The following is a 15649-nucleotide window of genomic DNA, read 5'->3' as shown; positions in this document are numbered from 1 at the left end:
AAGTTATTTGTTCTTAATGATCTGAGCCATGAATTCGGCTTCACTGACCAGCTTATCACCTACAAAGACATATCCTTTCATGGTCGATATTCCCCGACGGATCGGAGCCAGTAATTCCAGACGCAGGATTAATGTATCACCCGGAACTACTTTCTGGCGGAACTTGACGCCGTCTATCTTCATGAAATAAGTCGAATACCGTTCTGGTTCGTCGACTGTGTTCAGCACCAGCAGACCGCCTGTCTGGGCCATTGCTTCAACCTGCAGAACACCCGGCATAACGGGTTCTTGCGGGAAGTGTCCCTGGAAGAACGGTTCGTTGGATGTGATATTCTTTACACCGACGATGTAGTTCTTACCCAGTTCGATGATCTTGTCGACCAGGAGGAACGGATAGCGGTGCGGCAACAGTTCACGGATGCGGTTGATATCCATTATCGGTTCAGCATTCGGGTCGTATACAGGTGCCTGCACATCATTCAGCTTGATCTGTTTGCGGATGATACGGGCCAGCTTGGCGTTGATGCTGTGTCCCGGACGGGTTGCAATCACACGGCCTTTGATGGGTTTGCCGATCAATGCCATGTCGCCAATGACATCCAGCAGTTTGTGACGGGCCGGTTCGTTGTCGAACACCAGCGGTTTATGGTTGATATATCCTAATTCCTGGATATTCTGATGAGGCAGCTGCATCATATCGGCCAATTTGTCGAGAGCTTCCTGAGAAACTTTCTGGTCGTAAATGACAATCGCGTTATCCAAATCTCCGCCTTTTATCAGATTGTTCTGTAGGAGCATTTCAATCTCTCTGACGAAGACAAAAGTACGTGACGCAGCAATCTCGGTCGGGAATTCATCTACATTGTTCATCGTCGCAAACTGATTGTTCAAGACGGGAGAATCAAAAGAGATCAGGGTATTCACGCAGAAATGATCGTCAGGTAAAAGCATGATGGAAGCTCCCGTTTCTTCGTCTTTCACTTCCACCTTATGTTTTACGATGTAAAAGTCTTTAGCCGCATTTTGTTCCTGCAGGCCGACTTTCTGTATTTCTTCTACATAATAACGGGCACTTCCGTCGAGGATGGGAAATTCCGGTGCATTGACTTCCATCAGGCAGTTGTCCACGCCCATGGCATACAAAGCTGCCAGTGCATGCTCGATCGTACTGATTTGAACATTATTCTTCCCGATAACGGTTCCACGTTGTGTGTTTACCACATTCTCAGCCACCGCGTCAATAACAGGCTGGTCCGGTAAATCGACACGCTTAATCTTGTATCCGTGGTTTTCAGGTGCTGGATTAAAGGTTGCTTGAATATTTAATCCAGAATGTAAACCTTTGCCTTGCAAGCTAAAACTTGCTGCTAATGTATTTTGCTTCAGCATAGTCTTTATTCTTTATTTATTAGTTTCTTTAATTCTGCTATTTCCCGTTGTAATTGGCCCATTGTCCGATACATATCCGGCAACCGGTTGAAGATGGCACTCGAGCGCATAAATGCTTTGGCGTGAATAGCCGGGGCACCTAATACTGTTGTCGGTTCTTTTATATCACTAATAACACCCGATTGCGCACCAAAGTTTACATGGTCTGTAATTTTGATATGTCCTGCCAGACCTACTTGTCCGCCGAACATGCAATGTTTTCCGATTTTGGTAGAGCCTGCAATTCCTACTTGGGCTGCCATTACCGTGTTTTCTCCTACTTCTACATTATGGGCAATTTGGACCAGATTGTCGAGTTTGACACCTTTGTGGATAATGGTTGAATCCATTACAGCCCGGTCGATCGTCGTGTTTGCTCCAATTTCAACATCATCTTCCAGAATAACATTTCCCAGTTGCGGTATCTTCTTGTAAAGATCTCCTTCGGGGGCGAATCCAAATCCGTCTGATCCGATTACGGAACCCGCATGCAGAATAGCATTGTTACCTACTACACATCCCTCGTAAATGGTTACGTGAGGATATAGAATGCAATTATCACCAATTGTCACATTGTCACCGATATACACATGCGGATAAATCCGGCAGTTCATTCCGATAGTTGCATGCTGGCCGACATAAGCGAAATGGCCGACATAACAATTTTCTCCGACAGAAGCGCTTGTGGCGATAAAAGCAGAAGAATCGATACCTGTCTGCTGTTTTTGCTTGTGCTGTTCTACGACGTTCAGCAAGACAGCCAGTGCCGTATAGGCATTTTCTACACGGACCAGTGTGGCAGGAATCTGTCCTGTAGGAGTAAAGTCGTTGTTCACCAAAACAATACTTGCCTTCGTGTTATATATATAGTGTTCATATTTGGGGTTTGCCAGGAAAGTCAGTGTGCCTGGTTTCCCTTCTTCTATCTTCGAAAAGCTTTTCACTTTTACTTCCGGGTCGCCTTCAACGGTCCCGTTTAGAAAGGCTGCGATTTGTTGGGCTGAAAACTCCATTACTTTCAATTCATTTATTTATAACAATGATGCATACAACCAGTCTTTTGTTGCATGGTTGTATGCAAACATCTCAAATTAGTATTTAAATTAAACCTTTCTCTTTTAAATATCCGGCCATTTCCTGTTGAACAGCTTTGGCTGCTTCACGCGAAGCTGCAGCAAAGTTTTCAGTCTTGTCTACATAGATGATGGCTCTTGAAGAATTGACCAGCAGACCGCATTGGTCGTTCATGCCGTATTCGGCTACTTCTTTTAAGCTTCCGCCCTGTGCGCCTACACCCGGAACCAGCAGGAAGTGATTGGGAGCGTATTTACGGATGTCGAGGAACATCTTTCCTTGTGTAGCACCAACCACATACATCATTTGTTCGTCTGACGCCCATTCCTGGGATTTCTTCAGCACCTTTTCGAACAAGCGTTCTCCGTTGGCATCTTCAGTTAATTGGAAATCGTGTGATCCTTTGTTGGATGTCAGAGCCAGCAGGATTACCCAGGCTTCCGGATATATCAGGAAAGGCTTCACGCTGTCTTCTCCCATGTAAGGAGCTACGGTGACTGCATCGACCTTGATGTGGTCAAAGAACGAACGGGCATACATTTCAGATGTGTTGCCGATATCGCCTCGTTTGGCATCCGCAATGATAAACTGGTCGGGATAGTTTTCCCGCAAATATGAAACTGTCTTCTCGAAAGCCATGATGCCTTTCACGCCTAAGCTTTCATAAAAGGCCATATTCGGTTTGTAGGCTACACAATAATCGGCAGTCGCGTCGATAATTGCTTTGTTGAAGGCAAAGATCGGATCTTCTTCCTGCAGCAGGTGTTGCGGGATTTTCTTGATATCCGTATCCAGACCAACACATAAGAACGATTGCTTCTTCTTGATATTTTCGAATAATTGTTGCTTGTTCATTGTTGTAATTTTTTGAATGTGTTATAATTCGGATTCTTTCAGCCTTTCTGCATTTTCAGCTACAATCAGGTGATCAATGCAATCCTGGATGTCTCCATCCATAAAGGCAGAAAGATTATAAATCGTATAGTTGATCCGATGGTCGGTAATGCGCCCTTGCGGATAATTATAGGTACGTATTTTAGCAGAACGGTCGCCCGTCGACACCATTGTTTTACGGCGGCTGGCAATGTCGTCGATATATTTCTGGTGTTCCTTGTCATAAATGAATGAACGCAGGCGAGTCAGTGCCCGTTCCTTGTTTTTGGGCTGGTCTCGTGTTTCCGTACATTCAATCAGAATTTCTTCACTCACTCCAGTAATAGGATTTTTCCAGACATAACGCAGGCGGACACCCGATTCAACCTTATTGACATTCTGGCCGCCGGCGCCACCTGAGCGGAAGGTATCCCATTTGATTTCTCCTTCGTTGATCTCCACATCGAATTCGTCGGCTTCGGGCAAGACTGCCACAGTTGCTGCCGACGTGTGTACGCGTCCTTGGGTTTCTGTAGCCGGTACGCGCTGTACACGGTGGACACCCGATTCATATTTGAGCGTTCCGTATACTTTTTCTCCTGTTACCGAGAAGATGATTTCCTTGAATCCTCCGGCAGCGCCTTCGTTGAAGCTTGATACCGCAATTTTCCAGCCTTTGGATTCGCAGAACTTGACGTACATCCGATACAAGTCTCCGGCAAAGATGGCTGCTTCATCGCCTCCGGTTCCTCCTCTGATTTCAACGATGGCGTTTTTGTCGTCTTCCGGATCGGCTGGAACCAGCAGGAGTTTGATTTCTTCTTCCAGTTCTGGAATGCGGGTCTCGCAGGCGGCCATTTCTTCGCGGGCCATTTCCCGGAGTTCCGGATCGTTTTCGCTCATCATCTGGCGTGCTTCCGACAAACCGTTCAGGCATTGCATATACTCTTTGCGGGCTTTCATGATCTCACTCAGGTCTTTATATTCCTTCGTAAGCTTGACATACCGTTTTTGGTCGGCAATGACATTCGGGTCTGTAATCAGCGTTCCGATTTCATCAAAACGGGAAACCAGTCCGTCTAACTTTTCTAATAATGTATTGTTTTCTGCCATTACGATCTTTTAGCTCATTTGTTATATCGGATATTTGCGCTCTTCAAAACCAGGTAAACTCTATGTTAGTATCTGAATTCACCGAATTCTGACCGGATGATCAGTTCCTTCTTGTCACTCTCTTCAATGCGGCCTACAACTTGGGCGTCGATGTTGAAAGAGCGGCTGATGCTGATGACTTCTTCGGCATATTCGGCCGGCAGATAGACTTCCAGGCGGTGGCCCATATTGAACACCTTGTACATTTCAGCCCAATCTGTATTGCTTTGTTCTTTAATGGTACGGAACAGCGGCGGAACCGGGAAGAGGTTGTCTTTAATAACCCGGCAATTATCTCCTACAAAGTGCATGACTTTGGTTTGTGCGCCCCCTGAGCAGTGTACCATTCCGTGAATTTGCGGACGTAAGGCATCCAGCAGTTTCTTTACAACCGGAGCATAAGTACGGGTTGGCGAAAGAACCAGCTTGCCGGCATTAATGGGCGAGCCTTCTACGCTGTCGGTCAGTTTCAGGTTTCCTGAATAGACCAGTTCTTCCGGCACGGCTGCATCATAACTTTCCGGATATTTCTGTGCCAGGTATTTGGCAAATACATCATGGCGCGCACTGGTCAGTCCGTTGCTGCCCATACCGCCGTTGTATTCCTTTTCGTAGGTTGCCTGTCCGAAAGATGCCAGACCAACGATGACATCACCCGGCTGGATGTTGGCATTGTCAATCACATCGGCACGTTTCATACGACAGGTCACTGTGCTGTCGACGATAATTGTGCGAACCAGGTCGCCTACATCGGCTGTTTCACCTCCGGTGGCATAACATCCGACACCCATCGCGCGCAGTTCAGCCAGCAGCTCGTCTGTTCCGTTGATGATGGCCGAGATGACTTCTCCCGGAATCAGCAGTTTGTTTCGTCCGATAGTGGACGACACTAAAATATTGTCAACAGCACCTACGCAAAGCAGGTCGTCAATGTTCATGATCAAAGCATCCTGGGCAATACCTTTCCATACCGAGAGATCGCCTGTTTCTTTCCAGTACAGATAAGCCAATGATGATTTTGTTCCGGCTCCATCTGCATGCATGATATTACAATATTCCGGATCACCCCCTAAGATATCCGGGATGATTTTACAGAACGCTTTCGGGAAAATACCCTTGTCGATGTTCTTTATCGCATTGTGAACATCTTCTTTCGATGCGGATACACCGCGCAAATTATAACGTTGATCGCTCATTGTTTATATTGTTAGGACTGCAAATATACTGTTTTTTATCTTATTTATCTAAGTTTTAGAACATCTCCTTCTTCAGGAATGTAATCTTTGTCTTTTTTATTCAATTTATAGAGACTTTTTACCTGGATACCATATTGCTGGGAGATGCTGTGCATTGATTCTCCGATTTGTACGACATGGTCGTAATGCGGTTTATCTGCTTTGCTTTTCTTCTTTTCCAGGTAGATGATGTCGTTGGCCTGTAATGGGAAATCTTTCGGGATTTCGTTGTACTTGCTTAGTTTACGGGTACTGATTCCTACACTTTTGGCTATATCTTCCAGCGAATCTCCCGGTTTGGCATGGACATAAAGCAATCCATGGCTTTTGTAGATGGTATGTTGTACGACTGCCTTTTTCTGCGTGTTCTTCCCTTTCTTGGCCGAATCGTATTTATAGAGTTCGTAATCTTCGATGACTTTGATCAGTTTGTTGGCATATTTACGGTCGGTTGCGTAGCCGCATTTTTGTAATCCTTTGGCCCAGCCTTTGTAATCGCGGATATTTAAGCGGAACAGCGAGGCATAGCGCGGTCGGAGAGCCAGAAACTTCGAATGGTCTTCGTACGAATCTTTCACGCTGCTGTATTTGCGGAAGCATTCGCCCCGGAGGTCATCGTCGTGATAGACGCGTTTTCCTTTCCAGTCATGACATTTAATACCGAAGTGATTGTTCGAGCGGCGGGCCAGGTCGCTTTGTCCGGCTCCTGATTCGAGCAATCCCTGCGCCAACGTGATGCTGGCCGGAATTTTATACTTGTGCTGCTGGTCGATGGCGAGTGATTTATGTTCGTGAATATATCGTTTGTATGACATCAGTTTGTGCTGACTTTCCGCGCTTGCGACCTGCACAACCGACCATATCAGTAATATGAAGAGAATGTGTTTCTGTAATTTCATGTATGAAGACTTTGTAATTTATCTGCAAAGATAGAAGATTAATCGGTCGTTAATAGGATTTCTTTATAAAAACTGAAGCTTCACACCCAAAGAAAGGCTCAAATAGTCCTTGGGCTTCAGGTACCGGTTGGTCGCCTTGCTGATCCTGTACCCAAACAGTCGTGAACGTCAGGAATTCGTTAGCCGTTTAAGACGTAATAGATTCCTTGTTCGTTCCGGTCTTGTTTGATTTTGTTTTCTTGCATCAGCTGTACCAATGCCAGGCATAATTCGGTATTCCCCAATTGGCAGATCTTTTGCAGTTCGTTGAATGTATAGTGTACCATCTGATACATACAAGCATATACTTTCTTACTATTGTTGATGATTGTTTGTTTGTTGAGTGCCATAATCTAAAAAGTTTTAGTATGTCTTTTGGGCGCCTTGCCAAAAAGACTGTCGTTTGAATTTTGTTATAGCAAATATACGTGGGGAAGCGATAGGCATAAAGGTCTATTTGGAAAGAATAATGGTTCGTTTGAAAGCCGGTCATGTTATTAATTCGGAACGTCTGTTTAATTAGTCTTTATCATTTGATCTCGAAAAATAAAGGATGCGACAAAGTAATGTAAAACTAACTATTTTTAAGCTTTACCATAGTTGTCGTAAAGCTTTTCTATATATGTGATAAAGCTTTTCGACAAATGTGGTAAAGCTTTTTGACAGATGTCAAACAATTACTTCTTAATAGGATTTATATTAAAATCTGAGAAGTTTAGCTTAGAAAGCCTATAACGCTGTGACCGGGTGCTGCAGACGTATTATCGTCCGGTAGCCTGCAGATATTCCCGTTTCTTGACTTCATATTGGGCAAAGGCTTCCACGTATTTGTCACGACTCTGCTGGAACAGCGTCTGTGCGTCGAGCCATTCGCTCATCGTACAGGTACCGGCACCATAATAATCCGTTTGCAGGCGCAGGTTTTCGGTAGCCTGTTCAATCGAAGAAAGGGCAATGCCGACCTGCTTGTAGGCATCATTCAGGTCGTTCCAGGTCTGTTGCATGCGGATCATCAGCATCTGGCTCTGATCTTCCAACTGGTTCTCGGCATTTCTGACCTGGAGCTTTTGCTTTTTGATGTCGTGTGAACCGCCCCACCAGGCAGTAAGCGGAATGGAAACTGTAGCGAAACCCATCCAGAAGGTATGGTCTTTGTCCATGAGGTTCTCATAGAAATATCCGCCGCCCAAAGCAACGGTAGGCAGATTCTTGCCAACTGCGATATCTTTTTGCAGGCGACTGGCTTTCAGATTCTGTTGTAACAAGTGGTATTCGCTGGTACGGACCAGGGCATTCTCGGGAACTTCGAACAGACTCGACGGGTTTTCGGGCAACTGGTTATTCATCGGGAAAGCTACATCTACACTGTCAACTCCCAATCCCATATATTGAGCCAAGAGATTCCGCGAGAGAGCTAAGGCGTTTTCTACCTGAATCCGGCTGCTTTGTGTCTCATTCTGGCGGAGACGGATTTGCAGCAGATCGTTGCGTGTCGTTATTCCGGCCTCGACCGACGCTTCAACATCTTTGGTCAGTTGTGCCAGTTGTGTTTCGACAGCGGCAAGTGTCTGAAGCTTTTCCTTCAGGGTAATGATTTGCCAGAAATAGTTTTCGGTAGTCAGTCTGACTTCATTCTCCGACATATTATATTGTAGGCGGCTGACTTCTTCTCCCACTTCGGCCAACTTGTTTCCATTGACGATTTGTCCGCCCGTGAAAATGGGCATCGAGGCGGATACGCCTCCGATAACTCCATTTTTCATAAGCGACATTTGCATTTCCGGACTCATCTCAAAATTAAATAGACCGTTACTGGCGATGAACCCGCCTCCTGTCGCACTCACGGAAGGAAAGTATTTTGTAAAAGCATTTTTCTTGTCTTGTGCAGCAATATTCTTATTGTTCTCTGCATTTTTCATGCGGACATTGTTGGCGAGTGCCTGCTGGAGGCACTCATCCAACGTGTATGTCCGCTGGGCATAAACGGAACCCAGCGAAACGATACAAGAAGAAAGCATGAAGAAGAATATTTGGATTGTATGTTTCATTGTTCGATGTATTTAATAATTTACTGTCAGATTATTCATTTTCGAAGGCAGCCTGTTGGGCTCGTTTACGGGTTGAACCGCTGAAGATGAGCCAATAGCTTACCGGAAGTACAGTCAGCAGCAGGACCATGGTGATGAGTGTGCCGTAACAGATGACGGTTCCCATCGGCATCCACAGGCCGCTTTTCCCTAGAATCATCGGGATCACTCCCATAGAAGCGGCGGCCGAGGTCAGGAAGATAGGCCGCATACGGCGGCGGGCAGACTGATAAATGGCATCTCGCACACTGAGCTTCTCTGTTTTACGAAGCTCTTCGGCGTAGTCAATCATAATGATACCATTACGGACAATGATACCCATCAGGCTAATCAGGCCTAACACACAGGTAACGCTAAAATCAACTCCTTGTATCGAGATGCCAATAGCCGCACCAAAGACACATAAAGTCATGCTGGCGAATATCAGCAGCGCGATATTGATCTGATGGAAATGAACCACAAGAATAAAGAATATGATGGCGGCAGCTACGACAAGGGCATTCATGATCGGCGGCATCTTCTCTTCGTATTCCTCCAAGTCTCCTCCGATATTGACCTTTATGCCCGGAGTGAAATCCATATTGTCGAGTCTGGTCTGTATGCTCTCGATCATCTTCATTGAATTTATACCCCGTTCGACATCGGCCAGAATACTGATTGTATAAACCCCGTTCCGGCGGACGATTTGTCCGTTTTCCCAAGTGGGTTGGATATCGGCAATTTGCCGGAGTGGAACCGTACTTAATCCGCCTTGTACGGGAATCTGTTCGTTGGCTAAATCCTGTGGAGTAGCCCGGTCTGATTTCTTGTTTTTCAGTACAACCGGGATATCATAATCGCCTTCCCACGTATTTGTAATAGGCAGACCTTTTCCGTAGCGCATGGCCAAGGTCGTTTCGACTCCGATGTTATTGACTCCTAACCGAGTAGCTTCGTCTTCTTTCAATACTACTTTCGTGGCAGCCTGTGGTTCGTTGAAATTCGTATGAATCAGTTTCAGTTGAGGTATCTGATGCAACATTTCTACAACCTTATTAGCATTTTCTGTTAAGATATCTACTGAATCTCCGCTCAACCGTATTTCAATCGGATAAACTGACTGGCTGTAACTGAGCTGCTTGAAACGGATAGATGCTTCAGGGAAATAATCCATATACCGGGGCGTATATTCGTCGAGCAATTCTTCCGTAGCTTTCGTTCCGGTGGTATTGACAATAAACTGGGCATAGTTTGTCCCGGCAATCTGCGGAGCGTAGGTCGTATGGAAACGTGGCGAAGCGCAACCTTTAAAGGATGTGACTGAAAGCACTCTCGGGTCTCTTTGCAGAATATGCGAAAGACTGTCGGCGATGTCGCTTGTCTTGTTGATAGCTGTTCCGGTAGGAAGCGTGATTTCAACAGCGAACTGATTCCGGTCGGCTGTCGGCATCAGCTTCTGTGGCAGGTTCGACATCAGACATGTTCCGGCAACGACCGAAAGTATGCCCAAGGCAACGGTAGTTCGTGGCCAGTGGAAACAGACGTCTAGTAACCGGTTATAACTTTCCTGCAAAGTGTCCAGGAAAGAGAATTTCTTTTTCCCATCGTCTTTTATTGAGCTGTTCAGAGGTTTCCGGATGAAATAGAATTGCATGAATGGAACCAATAGGGTAGCGACAAGCAGCGAGATGCCGAGAATCAGCGTAATAGACCACGGGAAACTCAAAATGAAGTCGTGGATCATGCCCGTCGTCATGAATAAGAATGGGAAGAAGGTGATACTGATGGCTAAGGTAGCCGAGATGATAGACTTCAGGAAATGGGTGGTACTTTCAATTGAAGCATGCCAACGCGATTGTCCTTCGCTGATTTTCTCCAGATAATTGTCGATGATAACGATCGAGTTATCCACAATCATTCCTAAAGTAACGATCAGAGCGGCCAGCGTCACTGTATTCAGTTCGATACCGAAAGCATTGAACAGACCAAGTGAGATGAAGATGGTAATCGGAATGGTTGATGCAGCTACCAAAGCAACCCGGAAGGGCAACAGCAACATGACGACGATGATAACGGCTACAATGGCGATCACCAGCTCTTTCAGGAAGTTGGTTACACTATCATCGACCACCTGACTCTGGTCAGTAATGCGGTAGATATTCACTTCCGATGGTATAGCCTGCTTGAAGGATTCAATAGCCTGATTGATTTCATTTCCCATCTTGACAATGTTCTGTCCTTTCTTCATTTCTACACTCAGCAGAATACATTTCTTGTCGTTATTACTGATGTAGCTGTCCGGTTCCGGATATTCTTTGACGACACGGGCAATATCTTTCAGGCGTATGTTGTTGCCGGAAGGATCGGTGTAGACGATTTGCTGCTCGACATCATATACGGTGTTGAAAGATTGGGCCACATAAACAGGCTGTACATATTCGTCACTTTTGAGTTGCCCGCCGGTTGTAGTAAACCCTTTGGCAAAGAGGGTGGTGGCCAGCAACTGGTCGTTGAGTCCGTATTGGCTCAACCGGTTGTTATCTAAATAGACCGAAATCTGTTCTTTCTGCAATCCACTCACACTCATACGCCCGACACTGGGAATTTGCCGCAAGCGGTTCTGCAGCTCTTCCATGTACTTATCAAGTTCACGGTAGGTTTTCTCTTCACTTTCCATCGTAATCAGCAGGGCAGAAGTATCACCGAAGTCATCAACTACCTGTACGGCAAGTACATTCTGCGGTAACTCCGATTTGAAGACTGCAACACCATGCTTGAACTTACTCCAGAATTCATCTTTATTGTTCAGATCATCATTCAATTCAACCTGAATATAGACGATCCCGTCGCGGGTTGTTGAGTATGTTTTGTTCTTTTTTACTTCTTTATAGGTGAATATATAATCTTCAAGCGGTTTAGTGACTTGTTCAACCATTTCTTCCACGGTGTTGCCCGGAGCTACCGCAACAACAAGCCCCTGGCGAATGGTGAAGTCGGGAAATTCATTCTTTCGCATGTTCGGTAAGCTGTAAATACCGAAGGCGATGAGGCAGCAGACTACCAGGATAACAATTTGCCGGTAGTGCATGGCCCATTCGATTGCGTTACGTTTCTTTTCCATAATGATTATAAGCTGAGCATTGTATTTTCACAGACCTTCTGCTGGCCTTCGGTGATAATCTCGTCTCCATTGTTTAATCCGGACAAAACGATCACACCTGTTGCCGTATAGTCTCCACAAGAGATGAATCGCCTTTTGGCTGTTCCGTTTTCATTTATCCAGACAAAAGTCTGATTCTTTTCGTTCAGTTGAACGAGATGTGCCGGTAGAATGAACTGGCTGTTCCCGTCAGTATTCGTCAGACTAACTTCCGTTACCATACCGGGCATCAGTTCTTTATCGGCTTCGTTTATCCGGATCTTGACATCATAGGAACGAGAGAGCGGATTAGCTACAATCCCTTTCTCAATGACTGTGCCCTGAAAGGTCTGTCCGTTCAGGGCTGGCACTTCGATTTGTGCCGGTTGCGATAGGCTGATACTGGCAATCTCTGTTTCAGGAACAGCCACTTTTACCTTGAGTTGGTTAACGGCCACCAGTTTGACCACGGACATTCCGGGCATCGTATTCTGACCACTTTCAGCCGTCTTTTCTGCTATGACGCCATTAAAAGGTGCATATAGATTGCAGTCTTCCAGATTCTTTCGGGCAATTTCTTCCATAGATTGAGCCTGTTGTAACTTACTCTGTGTTTCAATCCATTTGATTTCAGGCAGGCTTCCTTTCTCATAAAGCTCTTTCATACGCTTGTAGGCATCTTGGGCTTGTTCCAGTGAAGCCTGTGCCGCCTTATAGCTGCTGTTATAAGACGCCGCATGAATTGTTGCGATTAACTGTCCGGCCCTGACATGATCACCTGTCTGTACATTGATTTGTTGGATGGTTCCGGCTACTGCAAAACTTAGAGACGTTTCGCTGGATTCTTCAACGGTTCCTGAATATGTCTGGGCATGACTGTTCCCAGCGGAACGAATCTGCATGACTTTCACTTTGACGGGCGATGCCTGATGAACGGTTTCTTGCGAATCCGATTGACAATTGGTCATCCATAAAGGAAATGACAACAGCGTTACTAAAATTAATTGCTTCATCTTTTTATTGCTCATTTAAATTTGCTGCAAAGAAACAGGCTTTAATGGAAAATGGAGCTTCCTGATTTTCCTTGTAACTGGTCTCTTTTTCCGGGGAAATTGATAATAGGAAAAATGGATGAGTGTTATAGAAAAATATACTACTGAGAGGAAAGTTATATTTCGTTATTTTGCATTCCGAAAATAGCAATAGATTATTATGGGAAAAGATTTTATAACAAAGGATTTTAATGACAAAGAAGTGGGTAAAATTGCGGATTATATTGACGAGCGCATGATTTTTGTTGAGAACCTGCAGCATTTAGATCCTAAAATGAGCGTTAGAGTAGAGGCTTTTGTGGTTGTATTATGCCTGAAAGGAAAAGCATCTTTATATGTTAATGATCAGTTTTATGAAATACATGCCAATGATCTTTTCATCAGTCATCCCAATATCATTCTGGAGAGTAGCATGATTAGTATGGATTTTGAATGCCGCTGTTTATGCTTGTCTCCGGAATATGTCAGACAGTTGTCCGTTATTAATAGTGACAGCTGGGATGCACGTATGTTTCTCGAGAAGAATCCTGTTTTATCATTAACGGTGGATGAAGTGAATACTTTTTGCTGGTATTATAATTTGCTGAAATCGAAACTGACCGGACCAAGTTGTAAACATCGTAGAGAGTTGACAGATGCCTTACTGCTTGCTTTCTTGTATGAGTTTTATGATACAATGGAGCGTTTTGTCCCTTTAATGCCTTCCTCATTTAAATCAGCAGATAATCTGTTTAAGACCTTTATCGATATCATATCTTCCAGTTATCCGAAGAACCGTTCCGTGGCTTATTATGCAGATCGGTTACATGTGACACCCAAATACTTGTCGGCTGTTTGCAAGGAAATATCCGGGCAACCTGCTTCTGATCTGATTGACCAATATGTCATGAAAGATGTTTTGTTTCTACTCCGGAAGAAGGAAATGAGCATCAAGGAAATAACCAATGAGTTGAATTTCCCTAATATTTCTTTCTTTGGCAAATACGTCAAGAAACATCTTGGATTATCACCTCGACTTTATCGGGAGAAACAGGAAAAAGAAGGTTTATAGATTGTCTGCCAAGTCTCCATCGGTCGATTTTGGGGTAAAACTGTTGTGAGTTTATGCTCTTCTATGTATCTTCGGGAAATAAAATCAGTTTTATATGAAAGAGCAGCAAATACAGATCAGGTATTTAACCGTCCCTTTATCCGAATTATCGGATTCAGACCGAAGTTTATATGAATCGGCATTGAAGGCTTCAGAGCGGGCATATGCTCCGTATTCTCGTTTTCAGGTGGGAGCTGCAGTCTTATTGGGCAACGGAACGATTGTAACAGGAGCCAACCAGGAAAATGCCGCTTATCCGTCTGGTTTGTGTGCAGAGCGGGTGGCTTTGTTTTCGGCTGGAGCCAGTTATCCGGAAGAGCCTGTCGTTGCGTTGGCCATTATTGCCCAGTCGGAAGGAGAGGTGAGAGATCAGATATCACCTTGTGGTGCATGTTGTCAGGTATTATTGGAGAGTGAAGCTCGTTCTAAGCGGCCCATGCGTATTTTATTATGCGGCAAAGACTCTGTTCGGATCATCGGTTCGGTTGCGTCACTTCTTCCATTTAGTTTTTCACCGGCAGATCTGTTGAAATAAAAAGGACCGTTAGTAGCGCATGCAAAGCTGGTATGCTATCGTCTTTGCATGAAGTCACTAACGGTCGTTTATTATGGTTGTCTGTTATTTACAGCAAGATGCTTCTTCTTTTTTACAGCAAGACATTTCTTTTTTACAGCAAGATGGTTCTTTAAGAATGAGAACGCGGCTGTTGGGAAGATCAGGAATGTACATCCATCCGTCTTTAACTGTCATATCTGCCGGTCCGATCAGATTCTCCGGAAGATGAACGCACAAAGGAGAAAGACTTCCATCGGATAAGTTGATGCGGCTGATTTGTGCCGGCGTCCAGTTAGTTACATATAATGATTTTCCATCCGCAGCTAATGCAATGCCATCATACTGACCTGTAGTTTGAGTCAGCTTCTGTACAGATGGATTTTCTAAGTTCTCAACACGGTAAATGACATTTTCTGCTTTCGTTACTCCATCTGCCGGATAAGAAGCCACATACAGAATGTCATCGTGGATCAACAATCCGTTCGGTCCGCTGATGTTCAACCATTCTTGAGGCTGGCCTGGCTGAGCCGGATTACTGATGTCTATACGGAATATTTTATCCGTGTTTGTTACTGAGGCGTACAGATGATTGTGTGAGTCGGCTGCCAGATCATTCACAAACAAATTGCCTTCCGGTAAACGCAAGACCTGCGGTTTCTGCATTTTGTCAGAGAGGTTATAAACGACAATCTTGTTGACGTCGCATACATACAGATAATTATTTCGTACAAACATACCTTTCGGGGCAGACAGATTTCCGTCGGCTGGAAGCATTACTTCATTTTTCCCTTCTTTATAAAAGACAATATAGCCTTTCCCTTCCGAATTTAACGGGTTCAGTTCTTCAGTACCGAAGTTGGCTATCAAAAGTCCGTCCTGATATGGATAAGTACTTTCACAATAACGGATGCCATCATTTACTTCTTTTACAGTTTGAGCAGACACGCTCATTGCCAGGCAGGCAAACAATAAACTAACGATCTTTTTCATAAGTCAAATTCCTAATTATTTTTAGCAAAGGTAAACAGCGGAAAAATATTTGGCTA

Annotated in this window: 13 protein-coding genes; 2 read left to right on the top strand and 11 right to left on the bottom strand. The window is 44.7% G+C overall.

Annotated elements, in window-relative coordinates:
* Positions 1–3 precede the first annotated feature (3 nt).
* The 10 genes from NEE14_RS04230 to NEE14_RS04185 form a co-directional block, all read right to left on the bottom strand.
* A complete protein-coding gene (locus tag NEE14_RS04230; RefSeq protein WP_251968526.1) occupies positions 4–1389 on the bottom strand; it encodes a bifunctional UDP-3-O-[3-hydroxymyristoyl] N-acetylglucosamine deacetylase/3-hydroxyacyl-ACP dehydratase in 1386 nt (461 codons plus the stop codon).
* A gap of 5 nt (positions 1390–1394) precedes the next feature.
* Positions 1395–2441: a UDP-3-O-(3-hydroxymyristoyl)glucosamine N-acyltransferase gene (lpxD, locus tag NEE14_RS04225; protein ID WP_251968527.1), complete on the bottom strand. Its 1047-nt coding sequence runs from the start codon at positions 2439–2441 to the stop codon at positions 1395–1397.
* 85 nt (positions 2442–2526) lie between these two features.
* Complete coding sequence (gene pyrF / locus NEE14_RS04220) at positions 2527–3357, bottom strand: orotidine-5'-phosphate decarboxylase (protein ID WP_251968528.1); 831 nt, start codon at positions 3355–3357, stop codon at positions 2527–2529.
* A gap of 21 nt (positions 3358–3378) precedes the next feature.
* Positions 3379–4488, bottom strand: a complete 1110-nt coding sequence (gene prfA, locus NEE14_RS04215; RefSeq protein WP_251968529.1) for a peptide chain release factor 1 — start codon at positions 4486–4488, stop codon at positions 3379–3381.
* A 65-nt stretch (positions 4489–4553) separates the two neighbouring features.
* Complete coding sequence (locus NEE14_RS04210; RefSeq protein WP_251968530.1) at positions 4554–5723, bottom strand: AIR synthase related protein; 1170 nt, start codon at positions 5721–5723, stop codon at positions 4554–4556.
* Positions 5724–5767: 44 nt separating this feature from the next.
* A complete protein-coding gene (locus NEE14_RS04205; RefSeq protein WP_251968531.1) occupies positions 5768–6661 on the bottom strand; it encodes a glucosaminidase domain-containing protein in 894 nt (297 codons plus the stop codon).
* 179 nt (positions 6662–6840) lie between these two features.
* Positions 6841–7050: a hypothetical protein gene (locus tag NEE14_RS04200; protein WP_251968532.1), complete on the bottom strand. Its 210-nt coding sequence runs from the start codon at positions 7048–7050 to the stop codon at positions 6841–6843.
* 411 nt (positions 7051–7461) lie between these two features.
* On the bottom strand, positions 7462–8748 hold the full coding sequence (locus NEE14_RS04195) for a TolC family protein (RefSeq protein WP_251968533.1): 1287 nt from the start codon (positions 8746–8748) through the stop codon (positions 7462–7464).
* A 31-nt stretch (positions 8749–8779) separates the two neighbouring features.
* Positions 8780–11887, bottom strand: a complete 3108-nt coding sequence (locus tag NEE14_RS04190; RefSeq protein ID WP_251968534.1) for an efflux RND transporter permease subunit — start codon at positions 11885–11887, stop codon at positions 8780–8782.
* A gap of 5 nt (positions 11888–11892) precedes the next feature.
* Positions 11893–12918 carry an efflux RND transporter periplasmic adaptor subunit gene (locus NEE14_RS04185; RefSeq protein WP_251968535.1) on the bottom strand — a complete coding sequence of 342 codons (1026 nt, stop codon included), beginning with the start codon at positions 12916–12918 and terminating at the stop codon, positions 11893–11895.
* A gap of 199 nt (positions 12919–13117) precedes the next feature.
* Here NEE14_RS04185 and NEE14_RS04180 point away from each other — a divergent pair, with 199 nt between their 5' ends.
* Both NEE14_RS04180 and cdd read left to right on the top strand, forming a co-directional pair.
* Positions 13118–14008, top strand: a complete 891-nt coding sequence (locus NEE14_RS04180; RefSeq protein WP_251968536.1) for an AraC family transcriptional regulator — start codon at positions 13118–13120, stop codon at positions 14006–14008.
* A gap of 94 nt (positions 14009–14102) precedes the next feature.
* Complete coding sequence (gene cdd / locus NEE14_RS04175) at positions 14103–14582, top strand: cytidine deaminase (protein ID WP_251968537.1); 480 nt, start codon at positions 14103–14105, stop codon at positions 14580–14582.
* An 84-nt stretch (positions 14583–14666) separates the two neighbouring features.
* On the opposite strand, the gene NEE14_RS04170 is transcribed toward cdd, so the two are convergent.
* Positions 14667–15593, bottom strand: a complete 927-nt coding sequence (locus NEE14_RS04170) for a hypothetical protein (protein ID WP_251968538.1) — start codon at positions 15591–15593, stop codon at positions 14667–14669.
* Positions 15594–15649: the final 56 nt, after the last annotated feature.

It is taken from the genome of Parabacteroides sp. AD58 (assembly GCF_023744375.2).
In the GTDB taxonomy this organism is placed as follows: Bacteria; Bacteroidota; Bacteroidia; order Bacteroidales; family Tannerellaceae; genus Parabacteroides; species Parabacteroides absconsus.
Note: the sequence above shows the minus strand (reverse complement) of the source record. Positions and strands in the feature narration are given on the sequence as shown.

Coding starts and splice junctions, on each gene's coding strand:
- NEE14_RS04230 (WP_251968526.1), bottom strand. CDS start 1,389: ATGCTGAAGCAAAATACATTAGCAGCAAGTTTTAGCTTGCAAGGCAAA.
- lpxD (WP_251968527.1), bottom strand. CDS start 2,441: ATGGAGTTTTCAGCCCAACAAATCGCAGCCTTTCTAAACGGGACCGTT.
- pyrF (WP_251968528.1), bottom strand. CDS start 3,357: ATGAACAAGCAACAATTATTCGAAAATATCAAGAAGAAGCAATCGTTC.
- prfA (WP_251968529.1), bottom strand. CDS start 4,488: ATGGCAGAAAACAATACATTATTAGAAAAGTTAGACGGACTGGTTTCC.
- NEE14_RS04210 (WP_251968530.1), bottom strand. CDS start 5,723: ATGAGCGATCAACGTTATAATTTGCGCGGTGTATCCGCATCGAAAGAA.
- NEE14_RS04205 (WP_251968531.1), bottom strand. CDS start 6,661: ATGAAATTACAGAAACACATTCTCTTCATATTACTGATATGGTCGGTT.
- NEE14_RS04200 (WP_251968532.1), bottom strand. CDS start 7,050: ATGGCACTCAACAAACAAACAATCATCAACAATAGTAAGAAAGTATAT.
- NEE14_RS04195 (WP_251968533.1), bottom strand. CDS start 8,748: ATGAAACATACAATCCAAATATTCTTCTTCATGCTTTCTTCTTGTATC.
- NEE14_RS04190 (WP_251968534.1), bottom strand. CDS start 11,887: ATGGAAAAGAAACGTAACGCAATCGAATGGGCCATGCACTACCGGCAA.
- NEE14_RS04185 (WP_251968535.1), bottom strand. CDS start 12,918: ATGAAGCAATTAATTTTAGTAACGCTGTTGTCATTTCCTTTATGGATG.
- NEE14_RS04180 (WP_251968536.1), top strand. CDS start 13,118: ATGGGAAAAGATTTTATAACAAAGGATTTTAATGACAAAGAAGTGGGT.
- cdd (WP_251968537.1), top strand. CDS start 14,103: ATGAAAGAGCAGCAAATACAGATCAGGTATTTAACCGTCCCTTTATCC.
- NEE14_RS04170 (WP_251968538.1), bottom strand. CDS start 15,593: ATGAAAAAGATCGTTAGTTTATTGTTTGCCTGCCTGGCAATGAGCGTG.